The organism is Winogradskyella sp. UBA3174 (assembly GCF_002364335.1).
Classification (GTDB): domain Bacteria; phylum Bacteroidota; class Bacteroidia; order Flavobacteriales; family Flavobacteriaceae; genus Winogradskyella.
The window spans coordinates 1-18,603 of record NZ_DEXW01000004.1 but is presented as its reverse complement, the minus strand read 5'-3'; the positions used below and the strand labels follow the sequence as shown (position 1 = coordinate 18,603).

Sequence of the window (18,603 nt, the reverse complement as noted above, 5' to 3'; positions counted from 1 at the left end):
TTTGTAACATGCATTACGACGTGCCATACAAAACTAAGCAATTCTTCTTTGTTCTTATAAAGTTGAGTATTATTGTTGGTGCTTTTTATTTTATTTATACAAGAATCTCAGAAAATGAGAATTTACAATACAATGCGTTTATTTCATTTTTAAAGGAAAATGATGCATTTTCGCCAAAAAACATCATTTTTTTAGTCATTATATCTATTTTTAATTGGTTTTTTGAAATTTTAAAGTGGAAGTATTTAGTTAAAACCATTCAAAAGATTTCATTTAGAAATGCTTTAGAACAAAGTTTAGGTGGCTTAACTGCATCTATAATTACACCAAATCGTATTGGTGATTATGGAGCCAAAGCTGTTTATTATGTTAAGAAACTTAGAACCAAAGTTGTTCTCTTGAATCTTTTGGGCAATATGGCTCAAATGGCAATTACAACTGTTTTTGGCTTAGTTGGTTTTATGATTTTTATAAGCCGATATCAAATCGATTTTGAATATTATAAAGTGTTGCGATTTGTTTTAATCTTACTTATGATTAGTCTTTTTACAGCATTTGGCATTAAACAAAAGCGGTTTAAAATTAAGGGATTTTCGTTTCAACATATTATAGATTTCATAAAACGTATCACCATAAAAACGCACACTATAACACTCGGGTTTTCACTAATTAGATATTTAATTTTTTCGTTTCAGTTTTATTATCTGCTAACACTTTTTGGTGTGAATGTGGATTATTCTAAAGCTATGGTGGTGATTACAAGTATGTATTTTTTAGCATCCATAGTACCGTCAATTTCAATATTCGATGTTATAATTAAAGGAAGTATTGCCGTATTTTTGTTCGGTTATGTTGAAGTAAACGAGCTCACCATATTATCTATTGTTACATTAATGTGGTTGCTTAACTTTGCCATTCCGAGTTTATTTGGAAGTTACTTTGTTCTCAATTTTAAATTACCTCAAACAGAAAAATGATACTATCAACAATAGTCATAGCCGTTATTCTAATTTATTTTATTCTCATTGGCAGTTTAACTTATGGTTTTGATAAGGTTGAAAGTTTTAAACTTCAAGATTTAAAGCCTTTCACTAAATTTTCTATTATTATTCCGTTTCGGAATGAAGCAGATAATTTACCTGAACTACTAAAGTCTATTTCTAACTTAAATTATCCTAAATCTCATTTTGAAATTATTCTTGTTAATGATGCATCGGAAGATCAATCGGTCGCTGTGATTGAAAAAATTATGGCTACAAAATCCTTCAAAAAGGATTTCAGTCGAAGTGATAATATTCAGATAACTCATAATAATAGAATTACAAACTCACCTAAGAAAGATGCCATAACCTCAGCGGTTTCGCTTTCAAAATTCAACTGGATTGTTACCACAGATGCAGATTGTAAGTTACCAAAATATTGGTTAGATGCGATAGATGAGTGTATTCAAGTGAAGCAGCCAAACTGCATTGTAGCTCCCGTAAAATATAAAGGTGAAAATTCGTTTTTTAATCGGTTTCAAATTTTAGATTTTTTGAGTTTACAAGGAGCAACTATAGGTGGCTTTGGTATTAAAAAACCCTTTATGTGTAATGGTGCAAATCTCGCTTACAAGAAATCTGCATTTATAGCTTTAAATGGTTTTGACGGTAATACTGATATTGCAAGTGGTGATGATCTTTTTTTATTAGAAAAACTAATTAAACAAGATGCTAAAAGCATTCAATATCTTAAATCTAATAAAGCGATTGTAAACACAAAACCAGCCGAAAATTTAAAAGCCTTAATTGAGCAACGTTTACGCTGGGCTTCTAAAACATCATCTTATAATAACCGATTTGCAAAACTTGTTGGAATCACTGTCTTATTAGCAAACTTTGTTTGTTTAGCGTTTATTCCATTCGCTATTTTTGGGTTAGTAAGCTTTAAAACAATCATTTCTCTTTTAGTCATTAAACTTGGTATCGATTTTTTATTGTTATTTAAAGCTTCTCGATTTTTTAAGCAAGAAACTCTATTATTATCATACCTGTTTTCGAGTTTTATTTACCCAATTTTTAGCATCTACATTGCGGTATTATCATTTTACAAACCCTTTAATTGGAAAGGTAGAACCTTCAAAAAATAGGTGTTTTAAATATTTTTAATAGCTTTACTCAAATCTAGTCCCAAATAAGATAAATTATAATTAATGAAAAAACGCATCCTATTATTCGCATTACTAAGTATAAGTGTTTTTAGTTATAGCCAGCAGACCTATACAATTAAAGGAGAAACTTTAGAACTTATAACAGAAATTGAAGGCCAATTAGATTTACTTTGGAATACAATAGATGGTGAATACAGATATTTTGTTAGAACAGAAGATAATACTATTACTGAATTAAAAAACACTAAAGGAGCAGATAAGAACTATAACGAAGAGTACAAGGTTTTACTTGAAGGATTCACAAATGGACAATCTACATATAAACTCAAACTAACACGTTACGATTTAAGAAACTACTTTGACCTGTATAATACTTCCGTAGATTCTAGTTATGTATCATTGCAACCTGAACCAAGAATAGGCTTACGATTAGGTTTTTCTGGTGGTATAACGAATAATCCGTTTGTTGGAAATCCAGACAACGTAAAAACCCCTCTTATAGGTGCAGAATTAGAAATTTTTGAATCTCGTGGTTTACCAAGATCTTCTGGTTTTTTGGAAGCTCGCCATGCTTTTAATAATGAGGATTTTCAATACAGTACCACAGAATTCTCTTTAGGCTATCGCTACAGGTTTATTAATACCTCTTCTTTTTCGATTTACGGACAAGTAAAACTGGCGACTTTAAACTTTACAGATGTGACATTTACAGATGCTAACAATATGGAAGTTGACCTAAATGAAACAGCATTTGATGTGCCTCTGATTTTTGGGATTGGATCTGATATTAAAGTGAGTGAAAATAGTTTTATTACTATTATTTATGGCGAATTGTTTGCTGGCTTATTAGATAATCAAGGTAATTTTTCGACAGATATAGCAATAGGCTATAAATTTAATCTTTAATGAGTTTAAGAGATTTTAGAACTTCAAACCCTGTTTTTAATAGATATTTTTGGGATGATGAAAAATCATCTATAAAGACGATGTCTGTCTTTGGTGTTTTTATTAAATCTATGTTTGGTATTCTTGTAATTGCAGCTATAACAGCTTATTTATGGAAATTAAACGAAGCAGGCACACCAATGAAATGGTTTACGCTTGGTGGTATGTTTGCAGCAATAGTTATTAGTGTTTTAATTTCTGTACGTCAGAATTGGGCTCACATTTTAGTGCCGCTTTATGTTGTAGCCAAAGGCTTTTTTTTAGGTGGTTTTTCAGCTTATGCAAATCACAATTCCCCGGAATTACCATACCAAGCTATAGGTGTCACTATTATTACATTTTTTGTAATGCTTATACTTTACCAACTGCGTATCATTGTTGTTACTAAAAAACTAAGAAGTGTTATTATAACTGCAACTATAAGTATTATGGTTGTTTATTTAATTTCTTGGGTTCTAAGCTTTTTTAGTATTAAAAATTACATTTGGGGAACGTCTTGGTTTGCCATTGCATTTAATGGTATTGCTATCGTAGTAGCTTCTTTTGCGTTGCTTCTAGACTTTGATTACATAGAGCGTTATAAAAACAAAGCTCCAAAATATAAAGAATGGATTGCTACTTGGGGGCTTTTAGCGACGCTTATTTGGTTATATATAGAAATTTTACGCTTAATGCAAAAGCTAGTAATTCGGTTTTAATTTATCCTTACAATTATAGGTAATTCGAAAGCTGTAGTGACTTGTTGACCTCTTTTAATGGCAGGATATATTTTTGGTATAGACTTTAAACTTTGTCTTAAAAGACTATCTATCTCTGGGATTTCTTGTTCTGTTTCTGGTTTATAACGGATTGACTCTACTTGTAGAATTCCTTTTTTATCAATACTGATTTTGAGTGTAATTGTATCATTGATATCATTAGACACCACCAGATTTTGTTCTGATAAAAACTGATTTACATTTGTAATTAATGTATTCTGAAAACAGACTTTACTATCTGCTTTTACAGTAATAGAATCGCAACTACTAAACGTGGGATACGTATCAACCTCATTCCAATTAAAGGTTTTTAGCTCTTCCTCGAGTAAATCGTCTGAATAGACTTTTTTCTTTTCAAAATAATCGCAAGACGTGAAAAGTATAATTAGAAAAAGAAAGGCAAATCGGTTCATTGACAGTAATATAAAATCGAAAATACGATTTTTTTAGATTTTAATCTTCCTGTAAAAACTTTTCTTCTTTTAACTCTTTAAGGCGTCTTTCTGCATAAGTCAAAAACATACTTTTTTTGTGTTTTGCCAAATACTTTTCGTACATCGTAATCTTGGTGTCTATATCTGCATAAAACTCATCTTTTGTTCTTAATAAAAAAAACTCGGCCATTATGTTAGACGCATCTTCTTTTAATGATTTTTGAAATGCTTTAATCGCAGCTTCATATTTTTTCTGACGATTAAGAATGGTTCCCAAGGTTTGATACTCTTCTGATAATGATACATCTTGAAGTTGTAATGCTGCAGAAATAAATTTTTCTGCATTTTCGAAATCACTAATACGCTGGTAATAACCACCTATAACAAACATAGCATTTGCATCTTTAGGACTGTAATTAAGCACTAGTTTTCTGTGCTTTATGGCATCTTGGTAATCTGAATTCTGAGCATAACTTAAACTCAATTTTTCATGTATAAATTCTGAAACTTCACCTAAATCAATAAGCTTATTAAACCAAACAACAGCATGTGTGTAATACTCTTGAAAGTAATATGCTTGTGCTTTTAGACTTATAAGTTCTACATTATTCGCATAGCTTTCTAAACCTTTATCTAAAAAACGATGTGCTTCTTCAAATTTTCGCTTAATAATAAGTTGTTTTGCAACTTTAAAAATTGCTTTTTGATGTGTTGCGTCTAAATCAAACGTTTTTAGAAATTCATCGTGTGCTGTGGTATCTTTTTGTTTTTGCAGAACGAGGCCTAATTCGTAATGATAATTTGGGTTTAAACTGTCGTTCTTAATTAGATTACTAAATATACTATTGGCAGCTTCATAACTTTTAGTTCTACTTAATAGTTTGGCATAATCATACTTTAATAACGCATCATCTGAGTTGGCTTCTATTGCTTTTATGTAATAAGAAAGACCTTCCTCATAATTTCCAATAGCTATATAAGACTTAGCAATCTTAGCTAAAACAGTCTCAACATCTTTAGATGTTTTATAAGCTTTAATAGCTTTGGCATAATTACCTGTTGCATAAAGTTGATCTGCCTTATCAGAATTTTGAGCTCCTAAGTTTATAACAAAACCCAAACACACTAGTACTAATTTTAACTTCATAGATTCCACTTCATCTTTATAGATTATTGTACTTCGAAAACAACAGGTATTGAAAAAGAAACACCTACTACCTCACCCTCTTGCTTTCCTGGCATAAACTTTGGCAACATATTTATAACGCGTTTTGCTTCACTTTCTAATTCCGGATACATCGCTCTAGATTGAATATTAGTTACATTACCTTTTTTATCAATTATAAAGAATATAAAAATTTTCTGTCTGCCTTTAACACCAAGTTTAGACGCCAAATCTAAATTGAAATTTTTATTCACAAAACTCGCAACGCTGTTAAACGTGCATTTTTTACGCTCATTATTATCTGTTATTAACTCACAATCTACAAATGCTGGTGCAAGCTCTACTGCAGAAAACGGAATTGCATCTGTGTTATCTTCTAATTGATTAATTTTTTCCTCTAAATATCTAAAATAAAGTTCTTCTTTTCTTTTTTGAGTGTAAGATTTATATAATTCATCTTTTTTGTCTTTAGATAATGAATCTTCATTTATTTTTTTGTCTTGTAAATCTTTAATAAATTCATCATACATAGATGTATTAGAAGTGTTTTCACCTTGAACTTGAAACACCATTGGCAACGAATAAGGTACAGTGACAACTTTACCTTTTTGCTTCCCTGGAATAAATTGTGGCAACATACTAACAACACGAACAGCTTCAGTTTCGAGTGCAAGATGTGCACCTCTTGCCTTCACCTCACTAACAAAACCTTCTTTATTTATTTTGAAGGACACAAAAACACGTTTTCTTCCACTAGAGAGACCTAACGAATCCGCAAGGTCAACATTGAAGTGTTTATTAACAAACTTTGTTATGAAAGTACTAATGCATTTTTTACGTTCTGTATTTGTTGCTAAATCTTTGCATTCTTTTAGTGTTGGGACTTCCTCAATGACTGAGAATGGGACTTCTATAGATTCCAAAACTTCTACAGTACCGTTTGAATCTGGTTGAGAATTGTTTGGCGAATCAACAATAAAACGAGAACCTCCGAGAGCCTCACTAACTACTAGCTTTCTTAAATAACTATCATTTCCCATTTGTTTATTAAGATCGTCAAAACGTTTTCGTTCTTTGTCGGTCATATTACCTAAATCCTTAACAACAAGTCTTAAAACTCCATCTTGTTTATTTAGTTCCCATAGCTCTTTTGCTTCATCTGTTTTTTTCCATACTCTATAATCTTCATAAGATTTAAACCTATTGAGCTTCATCCTTTCAGCAGAACTAACATCTTGTTGTGTTAGAGTCATATTTTCAGATTTTCTTTCTAACATTCCGTCTGCCGTAAACTCCATGTAGGCTCTTATCTTTAAATATTCTTTACGAGATTTAATATAGTTGTGTTTATTTTTATCCGTAAAACCAACATAATTCATAATTTCCGTAAATGAAGCACCATTTTTAGCCATAGCAACTAACTCATCATAATACTTTTTCTGAAGTTCAGCATCTGTGAGTTCTTGGTTTACTTCAGTTTTACTTGCAACTTTTTCTTGAGCTCTAACTTCTGTTGACGTATAGATTAACATCCCAAACACCATAGGTATAAGCAATGCATATTTAATAAGGTTTAGCTGCTTAGACTTCGATTTTTGTAACATAGCGATTCGTTTTTTGATTAATGATTTTTTGAAGAACGTATTTGTAAAAGACACGTTATGAACATCAAAAATTTGATTCAATAAATTTTGATAATACATAGACTTACCATCATGTTTTACTGCTTTTTCATCAGCAATATATTCGTGTAGTTCCTTAATTCTATTTTGATAGAGATACACTAAAGGATTAAACCACATAAAAATTCGTAAGACTTCAAAGAATAATAAATCTACAGTGTGGTACTCCTTTATATGTACCAATTCGTGCTTGTATATGGTAGGTTTTTCAGTTTCTGGAATCTGCTCACCAAGAAAAATAGTATTAAAAAACGAGAAAGCAGCTGTGCTTTTAATTAGGCTTACAATAAGGATATTACCTTTCCAACGTTGCGGATTTCGCTTTTTCATCACATACAGCTTTGTAATTTTAAATAAGAAAAACAGCGTAGTAAGTACAATACCCGATATTAAAACCGTTTGCCATAGTGGAGTTGTAGGTTGATCTATAATTATACCTGCTTGTTCTGCAATGAAAATATCGTAATCTGTAGGTGGTTTGGTTCCTAAAAACACTTCTGGTAACTGAATAATAAAATTATTCGTTGCCATAGTCTTAAGCTTTGGTAGATTTATAAAAGGGAGTATTAATGACAACACAGAAGTTATTAATAGATAAGCTCTGTTATAATTAAAAAAGGTTTCACCTTTTAGAAACAAATCATAAACCAATAAAAATAAGGCCTGAAATGCTATAATTTGAATTATTGTATGGAGCATAATTATTGCTTTTTATTAATTTCTTCTAGTAACACCTCAATATCCTTAGCATCTACGTTATTCTTTTCTACAAAGAAAGAGACCATACTTTTAAAGGACCCTTGAAAATAATTATCTACCAGTTTATTTATAGACTGATTACTATAAGATTCTTTAGCAACTACTGGGAAATAAATATGACCCTTCCCTTGCTTTTCATAATCTACAAACCCTTTAGATTCTAGAATTCTTATAATGGTAGAAACCGTATTATATGCAGGTTTGGGCTCTGGTAAAATTTCTATGACAGATTTCACATTAGCCTTTTTTAATTGCCATAAGGTTTGCATAATCTCTTCTTCTGCTTTTGTCAACTGCTTCATAGAACTAATTTTTTAGTTATAACAAATATAACTAATATTTTAGTTTAAACTAATTATGTAGTTTAAAATGTAACATTGGTCTGCTTATTGCGTCTTATCATTTGAATTAATAAATTATTACATGGAACTTTTTTTAGTGTTAGCCGCACTACTTTTAATGGTACTAGGCATCTTAGGAAGCTTTTTACCTGTATTACCAGGACCACTAACAAGTTGGGCAGGTCTTTTAGTATTACACTTTACCGATGGTATTGAGCTTAGCCAAACATTTCTAATTATTACGCTTTTAGTAGCCGTATTTATTTATGTGTTAGATTATATTATACCAGCACTTGGCACAAAACGTTTTGGAGGTAGCAAAGCCGGAATGGTTGGAACAACTCTGGGATTAATTGTTGGTTTATTTTCGCCAATACCGTTCGGAATAATAATTGGCCCTTTTATAGGAGCACTTATTGGTGAAATGATTCATAGGAATGATTTAGATAAAGCACTTAAAGCTGCTTTTGGATCATTTTTAGGATTTATAGCCTCAACATTTTTAAAGTTTGTAGTTGCTATAATTTTTCTTGGATTTTTTATAGTGAAGCTATCTGAGCATAATGCTCCTTGGCTATAGGTATAACATCTGGCTTTATAAAATAAAAAACCTGGTAGCTTATACTACCAGGTTTATATTCTTGCTATTAACTCAACAATTACTTAAAAGGGATTAATTAATTCTTGTTGACTGATGTAAATATATATAAGTGTTTTAGATTTTTGTTGCGGAAAAACCGCAAACTTGTTGTGGAAAAACCGTAGTTTTCAATAACGACAGTAGTTACAGGTATTTTTTAACCTTGAATAAATGGTGCTTTTTTATAGTTTTTCTACAAATAGCCTTTTTCTCTAGCTTCTTGCAGCAAGGATTCGTCTTTTCCGTCTGTTACAGAAAATAAAAGTTTAAGTTGCTTTTTTCTTTTTTCTAGTGCACTTGTAGATAGTGGAATGTACTCGTTTAAGCTTTTTGTTTTTATACCTTGAGAAAGTAAATGCAAAATTTTTCGGTTAACATCGTCCACGTAAATCTCGCTTCTTATAGTCTTTTTTACATAATTATTTACCGTACTACTGTAATATGGTGGTGCATATAGAATTTGCTGAAAAGCGTCGGCTAATTCCATAGAAGTTAAATCACTCTTAATTAAAAATCCATCAGGATTAATTTCTTTTATAATATTATGAATTCTAAAAGACTCATTAAACATCGTTAATATAATAATCTTAGCCTTTGGCATCACTTGCTTAGCTAACAATGCTAAATCTTCTCCAGAAGCATATTTACCATCAGCTGAAGCTGGCAGGCTTATATCAAAAAAACAAACGTCATAGTGAGTACCTTTTGAAGCTCTGTCAATCATTAATTGTGCTGTATCACAATTATTTGCTGTATCAATTAACAACGTTTGATCATCTGCTTTTGTGGCCATTAACACATTCTGATAGCCCTCAATAATTATTGGATGATCATCTACCATTAATATGTTAATATGTTTCATGTTGGCTGGTTGGTGTAGGGAACGTTAACATTTACAATTGTACCATTTCCAGATTGGGATGTAAAAGAGATTATTCCTTCAATATCTTCAACACGAGATATCATATTTTTTAGACCAATTCCTTTTTTACTTTTAGAGGTATCAAAACCATCCCCATCATCTGTAATTCTTAAGCAAATTACAGCTTTTTCTAATGAAATACTAATTTTTAATTTATTAGCATTAGCATGTTTATAGATGTTTTGCATGGATTCTTGTATAATCCTATAGATATTAATTTTAGTTTTATTTGATACTAAATCCCAACTTATATCATCTGTATAATCGAACTCATACTTTAATCCGTAAGCCATAGTTTGAGTCTCAATAAGTTCTGACACAATATCCATAAAACCAGTACCAGAAACAAAATCTGTATTTAACTCGTGTGATATTTTACGAATATCTTCTTCGATGGTTTTAAGTTCTCCAATATAATGAGCTCTGGTCATCATGGCTTCTTTACCATCTCTAAAATTCATACTATCTAAACTTAAGCGTGTTCCAAAAAGGCGACCTAAGACTCCATCGTGTAATTCTTTAGAAACTCTTACTTTTTCTTTAGCTCTAGCCTCATCAACTTTATCTTGTTGACCAAGCATCAGGTTATAAATATCCTCATTTGCTTTCTGTTGTACTTGGATGAGTTTTAACTTTCTATTTTTAGCGCGTTGTGAGATAAATAAATAAACCAAAATAGCTGTAAGCAAAAGTCCGACAGATAGAATAACTAAATATAAGTTTTCTTTAGAAATTTGTTCGTTCTCAGCTTCCAATTCATCTGTACCATATTTTAATCTTGCATATTTATTTTGAACTGCGCGTTCTACTTTAAGTAGACTATCGTTAAACTTTATATATTCTTCAAGATATGTCTTGCTTTGGTCTCCACTTTTTAGTTTTGCTAACAATAACATCGATTCTAATAAATAATCATTAGCTGAAATCTCTTTAGATAGCGCATACGTTTTGTTGGAATAAACTAAAGATGAATCTAACTCGTTATTAGTTAGATATAAATTAGCAAGGTCTTTAAAAATAATAAGCTTAGTTTTGCTATGATCAATACTATCTGCTATGCTTAATGCTTTCTTATACTGATTTTCCACCTTTTCCTTATTGTAGTCTTTAGATATAAAAGACGTGTAGGCATCATTATCTAAAATTAAAGCATAAAAAGACGGATCATTTTCTTCTAAATTAGGCTCAGATAATAGCTGCTTATAAATACCTTTAGCTCTATCTAAATCACCCATGACCCTATAGGTCATGGCAATATTATTTTTTGAATATAAAATACCAAAATAATCATCTAACTTTTCACTAATATTTAGCGCTTTATTATGAAAAATCAATGCATTCTCATAGTTACCCAAACTAAAAGAAGTTAAACCCAATACGGTATAAGCAGAATCTTTATCGTATAAGGTGTTATTATCCTCTGGTAAGCTATTAAAAATTCTAAGCGCTTTAATAGCATTCTGCTCACTCCCTAAATAATCTTTCTCATCTTTTTGAACATGAGCAATGTTTAATAAACAAGATGCTTTATATTGAATATTGCCAGTAAGTTCAAAGTTTATTAATGCTTCTAAATAATAATTATAAGCCTCATAATTTTTATCATTCCTATAATAATACCACCCTAAATTAAAATTTGCAGTTGCTATAGCACTAGTATCTTTTAGCTTAGTTGCTAAGATTAAGTTCTCTTCATTTTTAGTTTTATACAAATCAAATTTACCTGCGTTTGCATACACAAGAGAAAGGTCTTTACCAGTTTTTAGAATAATAGAGTCTATTTTAGTTTTTAGAGCTAATTGATAAATAGCCTCTGAGACTTTAATTTTATCATCATCAGAGTTGTTATTCTCTTCAACCTTACTCTGGAGGACTCTTATACTATCTAGGATTTTTTGGTTCCGTTGCGTATAAGAATCTTGATGAAATGAAATTAATACAAGAAATAAAAAAAGCTGCTTCAATTTTTTAACTATTTAGAGAATCAAATTTAAGTTAAAATTATTTCACAACCATTTTAAGTTAAAATATATAAACAACAATAGCCCTTGTAAACGTTACAAGAGCTGTTATTTTATATTTAAATATTTTAAGTACTATCCTTGTCTAGGTATCTTCAATTTAATTTTACCGTGAGCTATTAAGTCGGTTTTTGTAGGCTGTTTGTTAATTTCTTGTCCTTGCTTATCAAAGTCATTAGGTTTTACACCGGATACAGTTAATAACAATACTGCAACTAACATTAAAGTAATTTTAAGGGTCTTCATAAATTATAATTTAGGGTTTAAATAATAGTCAACATTAAATCGTGCAATACAAAATATTGCGTTGAGGGAAGGGAATGGATTATTAACTATTCTAGGTGAAACCTAAAATTATACTAAAATAAAAAACGAGGGATGTTTTTTTAGACAACACGTGTCTACTAGTAAAATGGACTAAAATTTTCCTTTATAAGCGATTTGAGGTCTTAATAAAGAAAAACAAATATAATATTAATAAATATACAAACAAGTAAAATGCCGATTAAATGTATTTTTTAATCGATTAAAAGCAACACGTATGTTCATAACATGTTGAAAAGTTCACTTTAACGGTGTTTTATGACATACGATAGAAAAACTCGTCAATCTACATTAACACACCTTTGCTAAAGCTATGGTGTATAAGTAAAAAAGAAAGTCTCTAATTATTAAATTTATTTTTCGGCATAATTTACTTCTTTTTCTAATTTTCCTTTTTGCGTATATATCTTCCATACATCTATTCTTTTACCTCATGTTACAAGTCCTATTTCTCTTAGATAAATTTCGTCTATATCTTTACCAAATTTATAGTTCTTTATTCCTAAAGTAATTGTTTCCGCTTCATTCATTAGGAAATAGTCATTCGGATTTGAAAGCTAAATAATAGATTAAGGTGGCTATCATTTCACTAGAAATAGAACCCTCTAAATCATACAATGATTTAATTTTAATTTCACCATTATTAAAGTATTGCAGCCATAAACCAGTTTTTTTAATATTTATATTCTGGCATATCATAATACAATAACGCACCTTACTTTTTATAGAACCATCAGAATAATAATCTTGAACATATAAAGAATCTATAGGTATAAGGTTTATAACAAGATTTGTAAACCTCTCACTATGCTGACTATATAAAAAATGATAGTGGACTAAAAAGAAGAGAAGGATGAAAAATCTCATAGTCGTTTTATTATGTTTTAAAGTTAACGCATAAATAATACTGTTATTTTCAAAAACACTTCCAACATTTTACACATCTATAGATTGAACACAACGCATTGTGCTACAAAACAAAAAAGCATCCCGATTTTCTTGTTCAGAAAAAAGGAAAGCCTTTCATCGGCAAGTTCTCAATATAATTGAGAATCTTACTACTACTCCAAGATTCCTCTTGGAACAACACAACTTCATTGTACTAAAAAAGCTCTAATTTCTTAGAGCTTTTTTTTGCAATTTTAGCGGTCTGGAAGGGAATTTAATGACAACTCACCCAAAGCCATTGGTGGGTTTTATTACATTAAATTAAAACTTATTAAATTATTACCTAGTCTACTGTAAATGTGGCTGAACTACCAGTACCATTAACAATACTATTAACTACTTCAGTATTACCGACAGTTACAGTAAATCCGCCATCTGTTATTCCATCACCATATGCATCGTTAACTAAGACATCATAGCTACCTGGTTCTAAACATAAATTATAGGTTAAAATAGCAAAGTCATCATCAGGATCAACAAAAGGCCCACCTGAGAATAGTTCTACCGCTGGAGAAACACTAACATCAAAAATCGCCCATGTTGTTTCTCCTGGATATGTGTCTAATGTTAATTGGAATGTAACCTCTATTAAATCATTAAAAACCTCAGTTGAAAACGTAGAAATTTGTTGGTCATTATATAAACCACCACATACATATAAATTTCCTTCCAGATCTTGTAACTTATAATTACCACCAATCATACTATTATTGTTAGTATCAAAAAATGACAATACATAGTCCCCATCTTCAAGGCAAAATGGTATGACTATAGAAGTCATGTCTGCATAAGCACTATTAACACCGGCAGAAAACAGAGGTATAGAAGGATTAGTTGTACTATATAACTCCCAATAAGTTTCCTCTGGGTTCCATCAAATTCAATAGACAAAAGGATAAGAAAAGAATTACACTAATTGTTTTCAACATTAAAAGAAACGGTACAAAGTCTTCCACCAATATTAATATCAAACCTTGCGATACCTGCACTAATAGGAGTACCAGAAACATTAAACACTAATTCGCCCTCAAACTCACCAAATGTTCCTGCATCTAAAGAAGCTGTCAGCCCTGAGACATTTTGAGAAGGAATCATCATATCGCTATAATCACCACCAGTATTTGTTGTATATGGTAATGTAAATTGAAACCCTAAAACAGATTCGTTTTCTACAGGGGCTTGACCATTGTAAACTACTTCATCACAATTCAATTCTGCCAAGGCATTTGGTGTATAATTAGGGCTTACCACACTGTAATCAAAAGTCAATCTATGATCATCATGGGCAATGGGCTCACCCACAAAAGATAAATGATTTGCACCTCTTTGCGTAGTTGCCATATTTCGCTTCATTGCGAGGTAAGACTTACCCTCACCCCAAAGTTCTAAACGTGTTTGTTTGTATATTTCATCTTTGAGTGATTGCCCACTTAAAGCATTTAAATAAGAAGCATCCGTAATACGCGCAGCAACGAGCTCATTTAATGTTGTTTTCGCAACAGCATCTAAATTCATGTTAGCCTCAGCTTCAGCTTTTAATAATACAAACTCTGCATAGCGCATATAATGATAATCAGAAGACGTAGTAGTATTTACACCAAACTCAATTCTTGAGGCATCAAATTGCTTATTTAGAGGTTGTAAATAATGATCACCTGTTAAATTAAGAAACTGACCTCTTCTTATGTCATCCGCCCTCATACTTGCATACAAACCAGCATCTATAGCTTTAGAATCACCTACCGAAGCATAGCCGTAAGAGAAAAAATCTACCTGACCCCACCATGAAATTATTCCAAGACCATCGCTAAAATTAATACCTACACCCCATAACCAACTTGGGTTTTGTACGTTGTTAAAACCGCCTAATATACCAAATGTACTATTGTCTGATGGCATAAGTACTGCACCAGACTCAGTTAACACGTCATTAGCTAAAGCTGCAACCTCATCCCATCTTGTGCGAGTAGAAGCAATTACATAAGCTAAAATAGCCTTAGCTACAGACTGATTAATATACTTTTTTGTTGGTCTATTATAAGTCTCTAAAAAATCTATGGCATCAGTTAAATCATTCTCAATTAAAGTGTATACTTCACCAGTGTTAGCTAGATCCGTATTTGCTTCTAAACCACTAAATACAGGAATAACTGCCTCATTAGGGTTGTAATCTTCTTGAAAAAACTGCAATAGGGAAAGATAAGAATGTGCTCTTAACGCTAGAGCTTGTCCCAAAATAGCACGTTGTGCTTCATCAGTTGGTGTACTATCAAAAGGAGTAAGCGCTTCAATAATGGTAGAACATCGTAAAATGATACTCCAATAATAATTAAACACTTGTTTATTATCATTATTTGCATCTGTCTCATCCTCATCTTGCGTGGATTCAAACTCGGTTATTCCTGATCTATACCATCCAAAAGCACTGTTAGATAGTGCCATATCACTGCTAAGCATATCTGAAAATATATCATTAGATTTTTGTCCAAAATCGTCTTGACCGTTAGTACCACCTGCACCTTGTTGATACATGAAATCATAAATATCATATAAATTAATAATAGTGTTACTAGTTTGTACAGGGAATGAGTTACCATAAGACGTTCCGACACCGTTTGTCGCAAAAGGCCTAAAGTAATAAACTATATTTGGGTCTAAATTTAAGTCGCTTTGTAAGAAGGTATTGAAAGAACCTTCACCAGCGCCAAGGCTAATGACATTATCTAGCAATGTAGGGTTAAGTTCAGTACTCCAGCATAATCCACGTTCTGTTATTGTTGAATTTCCGTCATATAAAACACTAGCCTCAACAGCAATAGTATTAGTATAAGAAGCGGCAACATTAGCAGTAAAAATACTAGCATAATCATTTGTTCTAAATAAAACTTCTTCACCATAGGCTAAACCAGCACTACTTGTTGCGTAAGCCCTTACGCGATAAAGTGTATTAGGTAATAAATCATTTAGAGCACTAGTAAAAGTACCTAAACCCTCACCATCTAAAGTATGATTAGAATTAATAGTTGGAGTTGCACCAATAGCCCAACATAATCCTCTAGACGTTATGCTTCCACTACTTAGAGTTACCGAACCACCACCAGATGCTACCAAACCATCATCATAAAGTATATCATTTGTAATAACACTTGGTAAATCCGAAGATTGATCGGTATTTGTAGTAGCAAAACTTAATTCGTTCCCATAAGCCGTTCCAGAAGCGTTTGTAGCATAAGACCTAAAAAAGTAAGTAGTATTAGAAGACAATGGTATTAACTGTGATGTAAAAGCACCTAGACCAGAACCATCAATAGTATAACTATTTGCTATTGTAGGGTTTGCAGAGAGCGACCAACAAACACCCTTTTGTATTACTGCGCTACTCCCAATAGACGATACATTACCACCCGCAACTGCAGAATTAGAAGTTATAGATACTATTGACACTGTATTTAATATTGGAAGATCTAAACTATTAGGTACACTATAAGTTATGCTGTCTATAGATTGTATTGCAATACCTAAAATGTTACCATTATTTTGATAAACAGTTTTTAACACAGGGTTATTATTTGTATTAATCTTAACACTATCTATAGATTCTATTGGTAATTGTATTACGGTTCCATTAGTTTGGTGCGTTACCTCCATAATTTGAGCAAAGCTTAAATTGAAAGTAAAAATTAGGCCGAGTAAAAAGAATAATTGTTTCATAGCCATCTAAAATTTTATAATTTTTTTTGAAATTTTTTCTGTTGCATTTCTGAGCTCTAAAAAGAATACACCAGATGGTAAACTTTGTATGTCAAGCGTATTAGAGAAAGGACCGCTTAGCACGCCTAAATCTTTACTTAAAATCACTTTACCTAACATATCAACTAACCTGTAATCATAGGGTGTATTAGATTTAGGATTAAAACTAAACGTAACAGAGTGTTTGGTTGGGTTTGGATAAATTTTTAAATCGTTATTCAAAGATTCAAGATCTGATTGACTTAACGAATTTTGGTCGTACCTATAGCTTTCTAGCTCATTTAAAGGTTGAAATATTATATCACCTGAATTTAGAGTAATTCGCATATTTATACTTGAAAATGTAATTTTTTTTATGTCACTGATACTCAAAATGTTCAAATCACCATTAACATCATTGACATATAAAGATTGTGAGCTCCCAAGCAGGCTGCTTAAAAACAACAAGATTAACAAAAAGTAAGTTTTATTCATGTTTTCTATTTTAGAATGTTAATTTTTTTTGCATTACCCACAACGTTAGGATAAACACTATGGTGTTTATATCTCCTAGAGCTATTAGTTGTGCGAAATATTTACTTCTATATATTTATTCAGTTATTCAGTTATTCAGTTATTCAGTTATTCAAAGGTAAACTACTAGCTGAAACTATTTTATGATACAAATCAGCTAATAAAAACAAAACTATAAAAATAAAAAGCTTATAAATTACGGATATCCTCAATGATTGGATTTTAATTTCCAAAGCATCCTTTTTATTCTGTTTTAACCGCTCTACTTTCTAAGCTACGATATTAAAAAGGTGTTTATGTTGCTCTATGCTAATGCATGGGACTCTATGTGCGACTAACAGCTTGCTATACGATTGTATGGCAAAATAAAAGTCTCAAGAGAGTTGCTTCAAATTATAGTCGTTTATACAATAATGATGCTGTTTCATGCAAGCCTTTAAATTATTGAATTCTCAAGAAGTGAATGCAATAATTTAAAGGCTCCATCCTATTGGAAAGTGCCTTTATTTTATCCTCTATAGTATCAATTTTAAGCCTTTATACAGACTTTTGGTCATCCTACTCGCTAGGTTTGTTAAGTTATACGACCCTCTAAATTCATTATATTCATGTATAAGGCAAACATATACTGACTGAGATAAGGAGTACCATTGCGCTTTAATGTCTGACTAAAATAAGAGGTGTGTTTCATGCAGTACAAAGCTATTTAATAACGGCTTCATCCTTGCTTCAGATTGTAGTTGTTTAGATTATCCGTATCACTTTCTGATAAACACACTTTAATAGTGTATAACGCGTATTTAACTATTTGTAATATGATAATTCAATAAAATACATCCATTTTATGGTTGACATAGGCCCCTGATTAAAGTAAAACTATTCTAAAAAAATACGTAGCACTACTTAAAAAATAAGTAGAACTACGTATATGACCGCCCTATTTATTGCTTTAAATTTGAAGTTCTAGTCATAAAGTGGCTAGCTCTAATTTAATTATAAAAACAAATGAAAATTAAAAATATTTTTCTTGGATTATTTACACTATTTACTTTTGCGATTCAAGGTCAAACCCCTAGTAAAACCTCTTACTATAAAATAAAAGCCAAACACAGCAATCTTTATTTAGATGTAGCTGGACAAAAGACTAATAATGGAGCTAATATTGCTCAATGGCAAGACACCGAAAAGTTGAAAATAAATAATCAAAAATGGCTTTTTGTTCCTGTGGAAAATGAAAAAAACACCTATAGAA

17 protein-coding genes are annotated in these 18,603 nt (G+C 31.2%); 6 read left to right on the top strand and 11 right to left on the bottom strand.

Annotated features, from left to right (window positions below; translation table 11 throughout):
* Window positions 1-8: 8 nt before the first annotated feature.
* The 4 genes from B2U95_RS00155 (at window position 9) to B2U95_RS00140 (ending at window position 3,792) form a co-directional block, all read left to right on the top strand.
* Window positions 9-977: a lysylphosphatidylglycerol synthase domain-containing protein gene (locus B2U95_RS00155; protein ID WP_296311062.1), complete on the top strand. Its 969-nt coding sequence runs from the start codon at window positions 9-11 to the stop codon at window positions 975-977.
* On the top strand, window positions 974-2,128 hold the full coding sequence (locus B2U95_RS00150) for a glycosyltransferase family 2 protein (protein WP_296311060.1): 1,155 nt from the start codon (window positions 974-976) through the stop codon (window positions 2,126-2,128). Before B2U95_RS00155 ends, B2U95_RS00150 begins: the two co-directional genes overlap by 4 nt.
* Window positions 2,129-2,191: 63 nt before the next feature.
* On the top strand, window positions 2,192-3,055 hold the full coding sequence (locus B2U95_RS00145; protein WP_296311058.1) for a hypothetical protein: 864 nt from the start codon (window positions 2,192-2,194) through the stop codon (window positions 3,053-3,055).
* A complete protein-coding gene (locus tag B2U95_RS00140) occupies window positions 3,055-3,792 on the top strand; it encodes a Bax inhibitor-1/YccA family protein (RefSeq protein WP_296311055.1) in 738 nt (245 codons plus the stop codon). Before B2U95_RS00145 ends, B2U95_RS00140 begins: the two co-directional genes overlap by 1 nt.
* On the opposite strand, the gene B2U95_RS00135 is transcribed toward B2U95_RS00140, so the two are convergent.
* The 4 genes from B2U95_RS00135 to B2U95_RS00120 are packed head-to-tail and all read right to left on the bottom strand — an operon-like array spanning window position 3,789 to window position 8,194.
* Window positions 3,789-4,265, bottom strand: a complete 477-nt coding sequence (locus tag B2U95_RS00135) for a hypothetical protein (RefSeq protein WP_296311053.1) — start codon at window positions 4,263-4,265, stop codon at window positions 3,789-3,791. The two genes, B2U95_RS00140 and B2U95_RS00135, sit on opposite strands and share 4 nt — an antisense overlap.
* 40 nt (window positions 4,266-4,305) lie before the next feature.
* Complete coding sequence (locus B2U95_RS00130) at window positions 4,306-5,433, bottom strand: tetratricopeptide repeat protein (RefSeq protein ID WP_296311050.1); 1,128 nt, start codon at window positions 5,431-5,433, stop codon at window positions 4,306-4,308.
* Between the two features lie 23 nt (window positions 5,434-5,456).
* Entirely contained in the window at window positions 5,457-7,832 is a 2,376-nt protein-coding gene (locus tag B2U95_RS00125) for a M56 family metallopeptidase (protein WP_296311048.1), read from the bottom strand.
* A gap of 2 nt (window positions 7,833-7,834) precedes the next feature.
* Window positions 7,835-8,194: a BlaI/MecI/CopY family transcriptional regulator gene (locus B2U95_RS00120; RefSeq protein ID WP_296311044.1), complete on the bottom strand. Its 360-nt coding sequence runs from the start codon at window positions 8,192-8,194 to the stop codon at window positions 7,835-7,837.
* Between the two features lie 121 nt (window positions 8,195-8,315).
* On the opposite strand from B2U95_RS00120, the gene B2U95_RS00115 reads away from it, so the two are divergent.
* A complete protein-coding gene (locus tag B2U95_RS00115) occupies window positions 8,316-8,813 on the top strand; it encodes a DUF456 domain-containing protein (protein ID WP_296311041.1) in 498 nt (165 codons plus the stop codon).
* Window positions 8,814-9,066: 253 nt separating this feature from the next.
* Here the strand turns inward: B2U95_RS00115 and B2U95_RS00110 are convergent, their stop codons facing one another.
* From B2U95_RS00110 to B2U95_RS00080, 7 genes are all read right to left on the bottom strand, one after another.
* Window positions 9,067-9,735, bottom strand: coding sequence for a response regulator (locus tag B2U95_RS00110; protein WP_296311038.1), 669 nt, complete (start codon window positions 9,733-9,735; stop codon window positions 9,067-9,069).
* On the bottom strand, window positions 9,732-11,759 hold the full coding sequence (locus B2U95_RS00105) for a tetratricopeptide repeat-containing sensor histidine kinase (RefSeq protein ID WP_296311034.1): 2,028 nt from the start codon (window positions 11,757-11,759) through the stop codon (window positions 9,732-9,734). Before B2U95_RS00105 ends, B2U95_RS00110 begins: the two co-directional genes overlap by 4 nt.
* A gap of 132 nt (window positions 11,760-11,891) precedes the next feature.
* On the bottom strand, window positions 11,892-12,062 hold the full coding sequence (locus tag B2U95_RS00100) for a hypothetical protein (protein WP_296311032.1): 171 nt from the start codon (window positions 12,060-12,062) through the stop codon (window positions 11,892-11,894).
* 618 nt (window positions 12,063-12,680) lie between these two features.
* Window positions 12,681-13,007, bottom strand: a complete 327-nt coding sequence (locus tag B2U95_RS00095) for a hypothetical protein (protein ID WP_296311028.1) — start codon at window positions 13,005-13,007, stop codon at window positions 12,681-12,683.
* A 364-nt stretch (window positions 13,008-13,371) separates the two neighbouring features.
* Window positions 13,372-13,869 carry a hypothetical protein gene (locus B2U95_RS00090; protein WP_296311024.1) on the bottom strand — a complete coding sequence of 166 codons (498 nt, stop codon included), beginning with the start codon at window positions 13,867-13,869 and terminating at the stop codon, window positions 13,372-13,374.
* A 131-nt stretch (window positions 13,870-14,000) separates the two neighbouring features.
* Window positions 14,001-16,799: a RagB/SusD family nutrient uptake outer membrane protein gene (locus B2U95_RS00085; protein WP_296311021.1), complete on the bottom strand. Its 2,799-nt coding sequence runs from the start codon at window positions 16,797-16,799 to the stop codon at window positions 14,001-14,003.
* Between the two features lie 6 nt (window positions 16,800-16,805).
* Window positions 16,806-17,165: a T9SS type A sorting domain-containing protein gene (locus B2U95_RS00080; RefSeq protein ID WP_296311018.1), complete on the bottom strand. Its 360-nt coding sequence runs from the start codon at window positions 17,163-17,165 to the stop codon at window positions 16,806-16,808.
* A 1,191-nt stretch (window positions 17,166-18,356) separates the two neighbouring features.
* Between B2U95_RS00080 and B2U95_RS00075 the strand changes: the two genes are divergently transcribed.
* Window positions 18,357-18,603 (top strand): RICIN domain-containing protein (locus B2U95_RS00075; protein ID WP_296311015.1); only part of this gene is annotated, 247 nt, incomplete at its 3' end.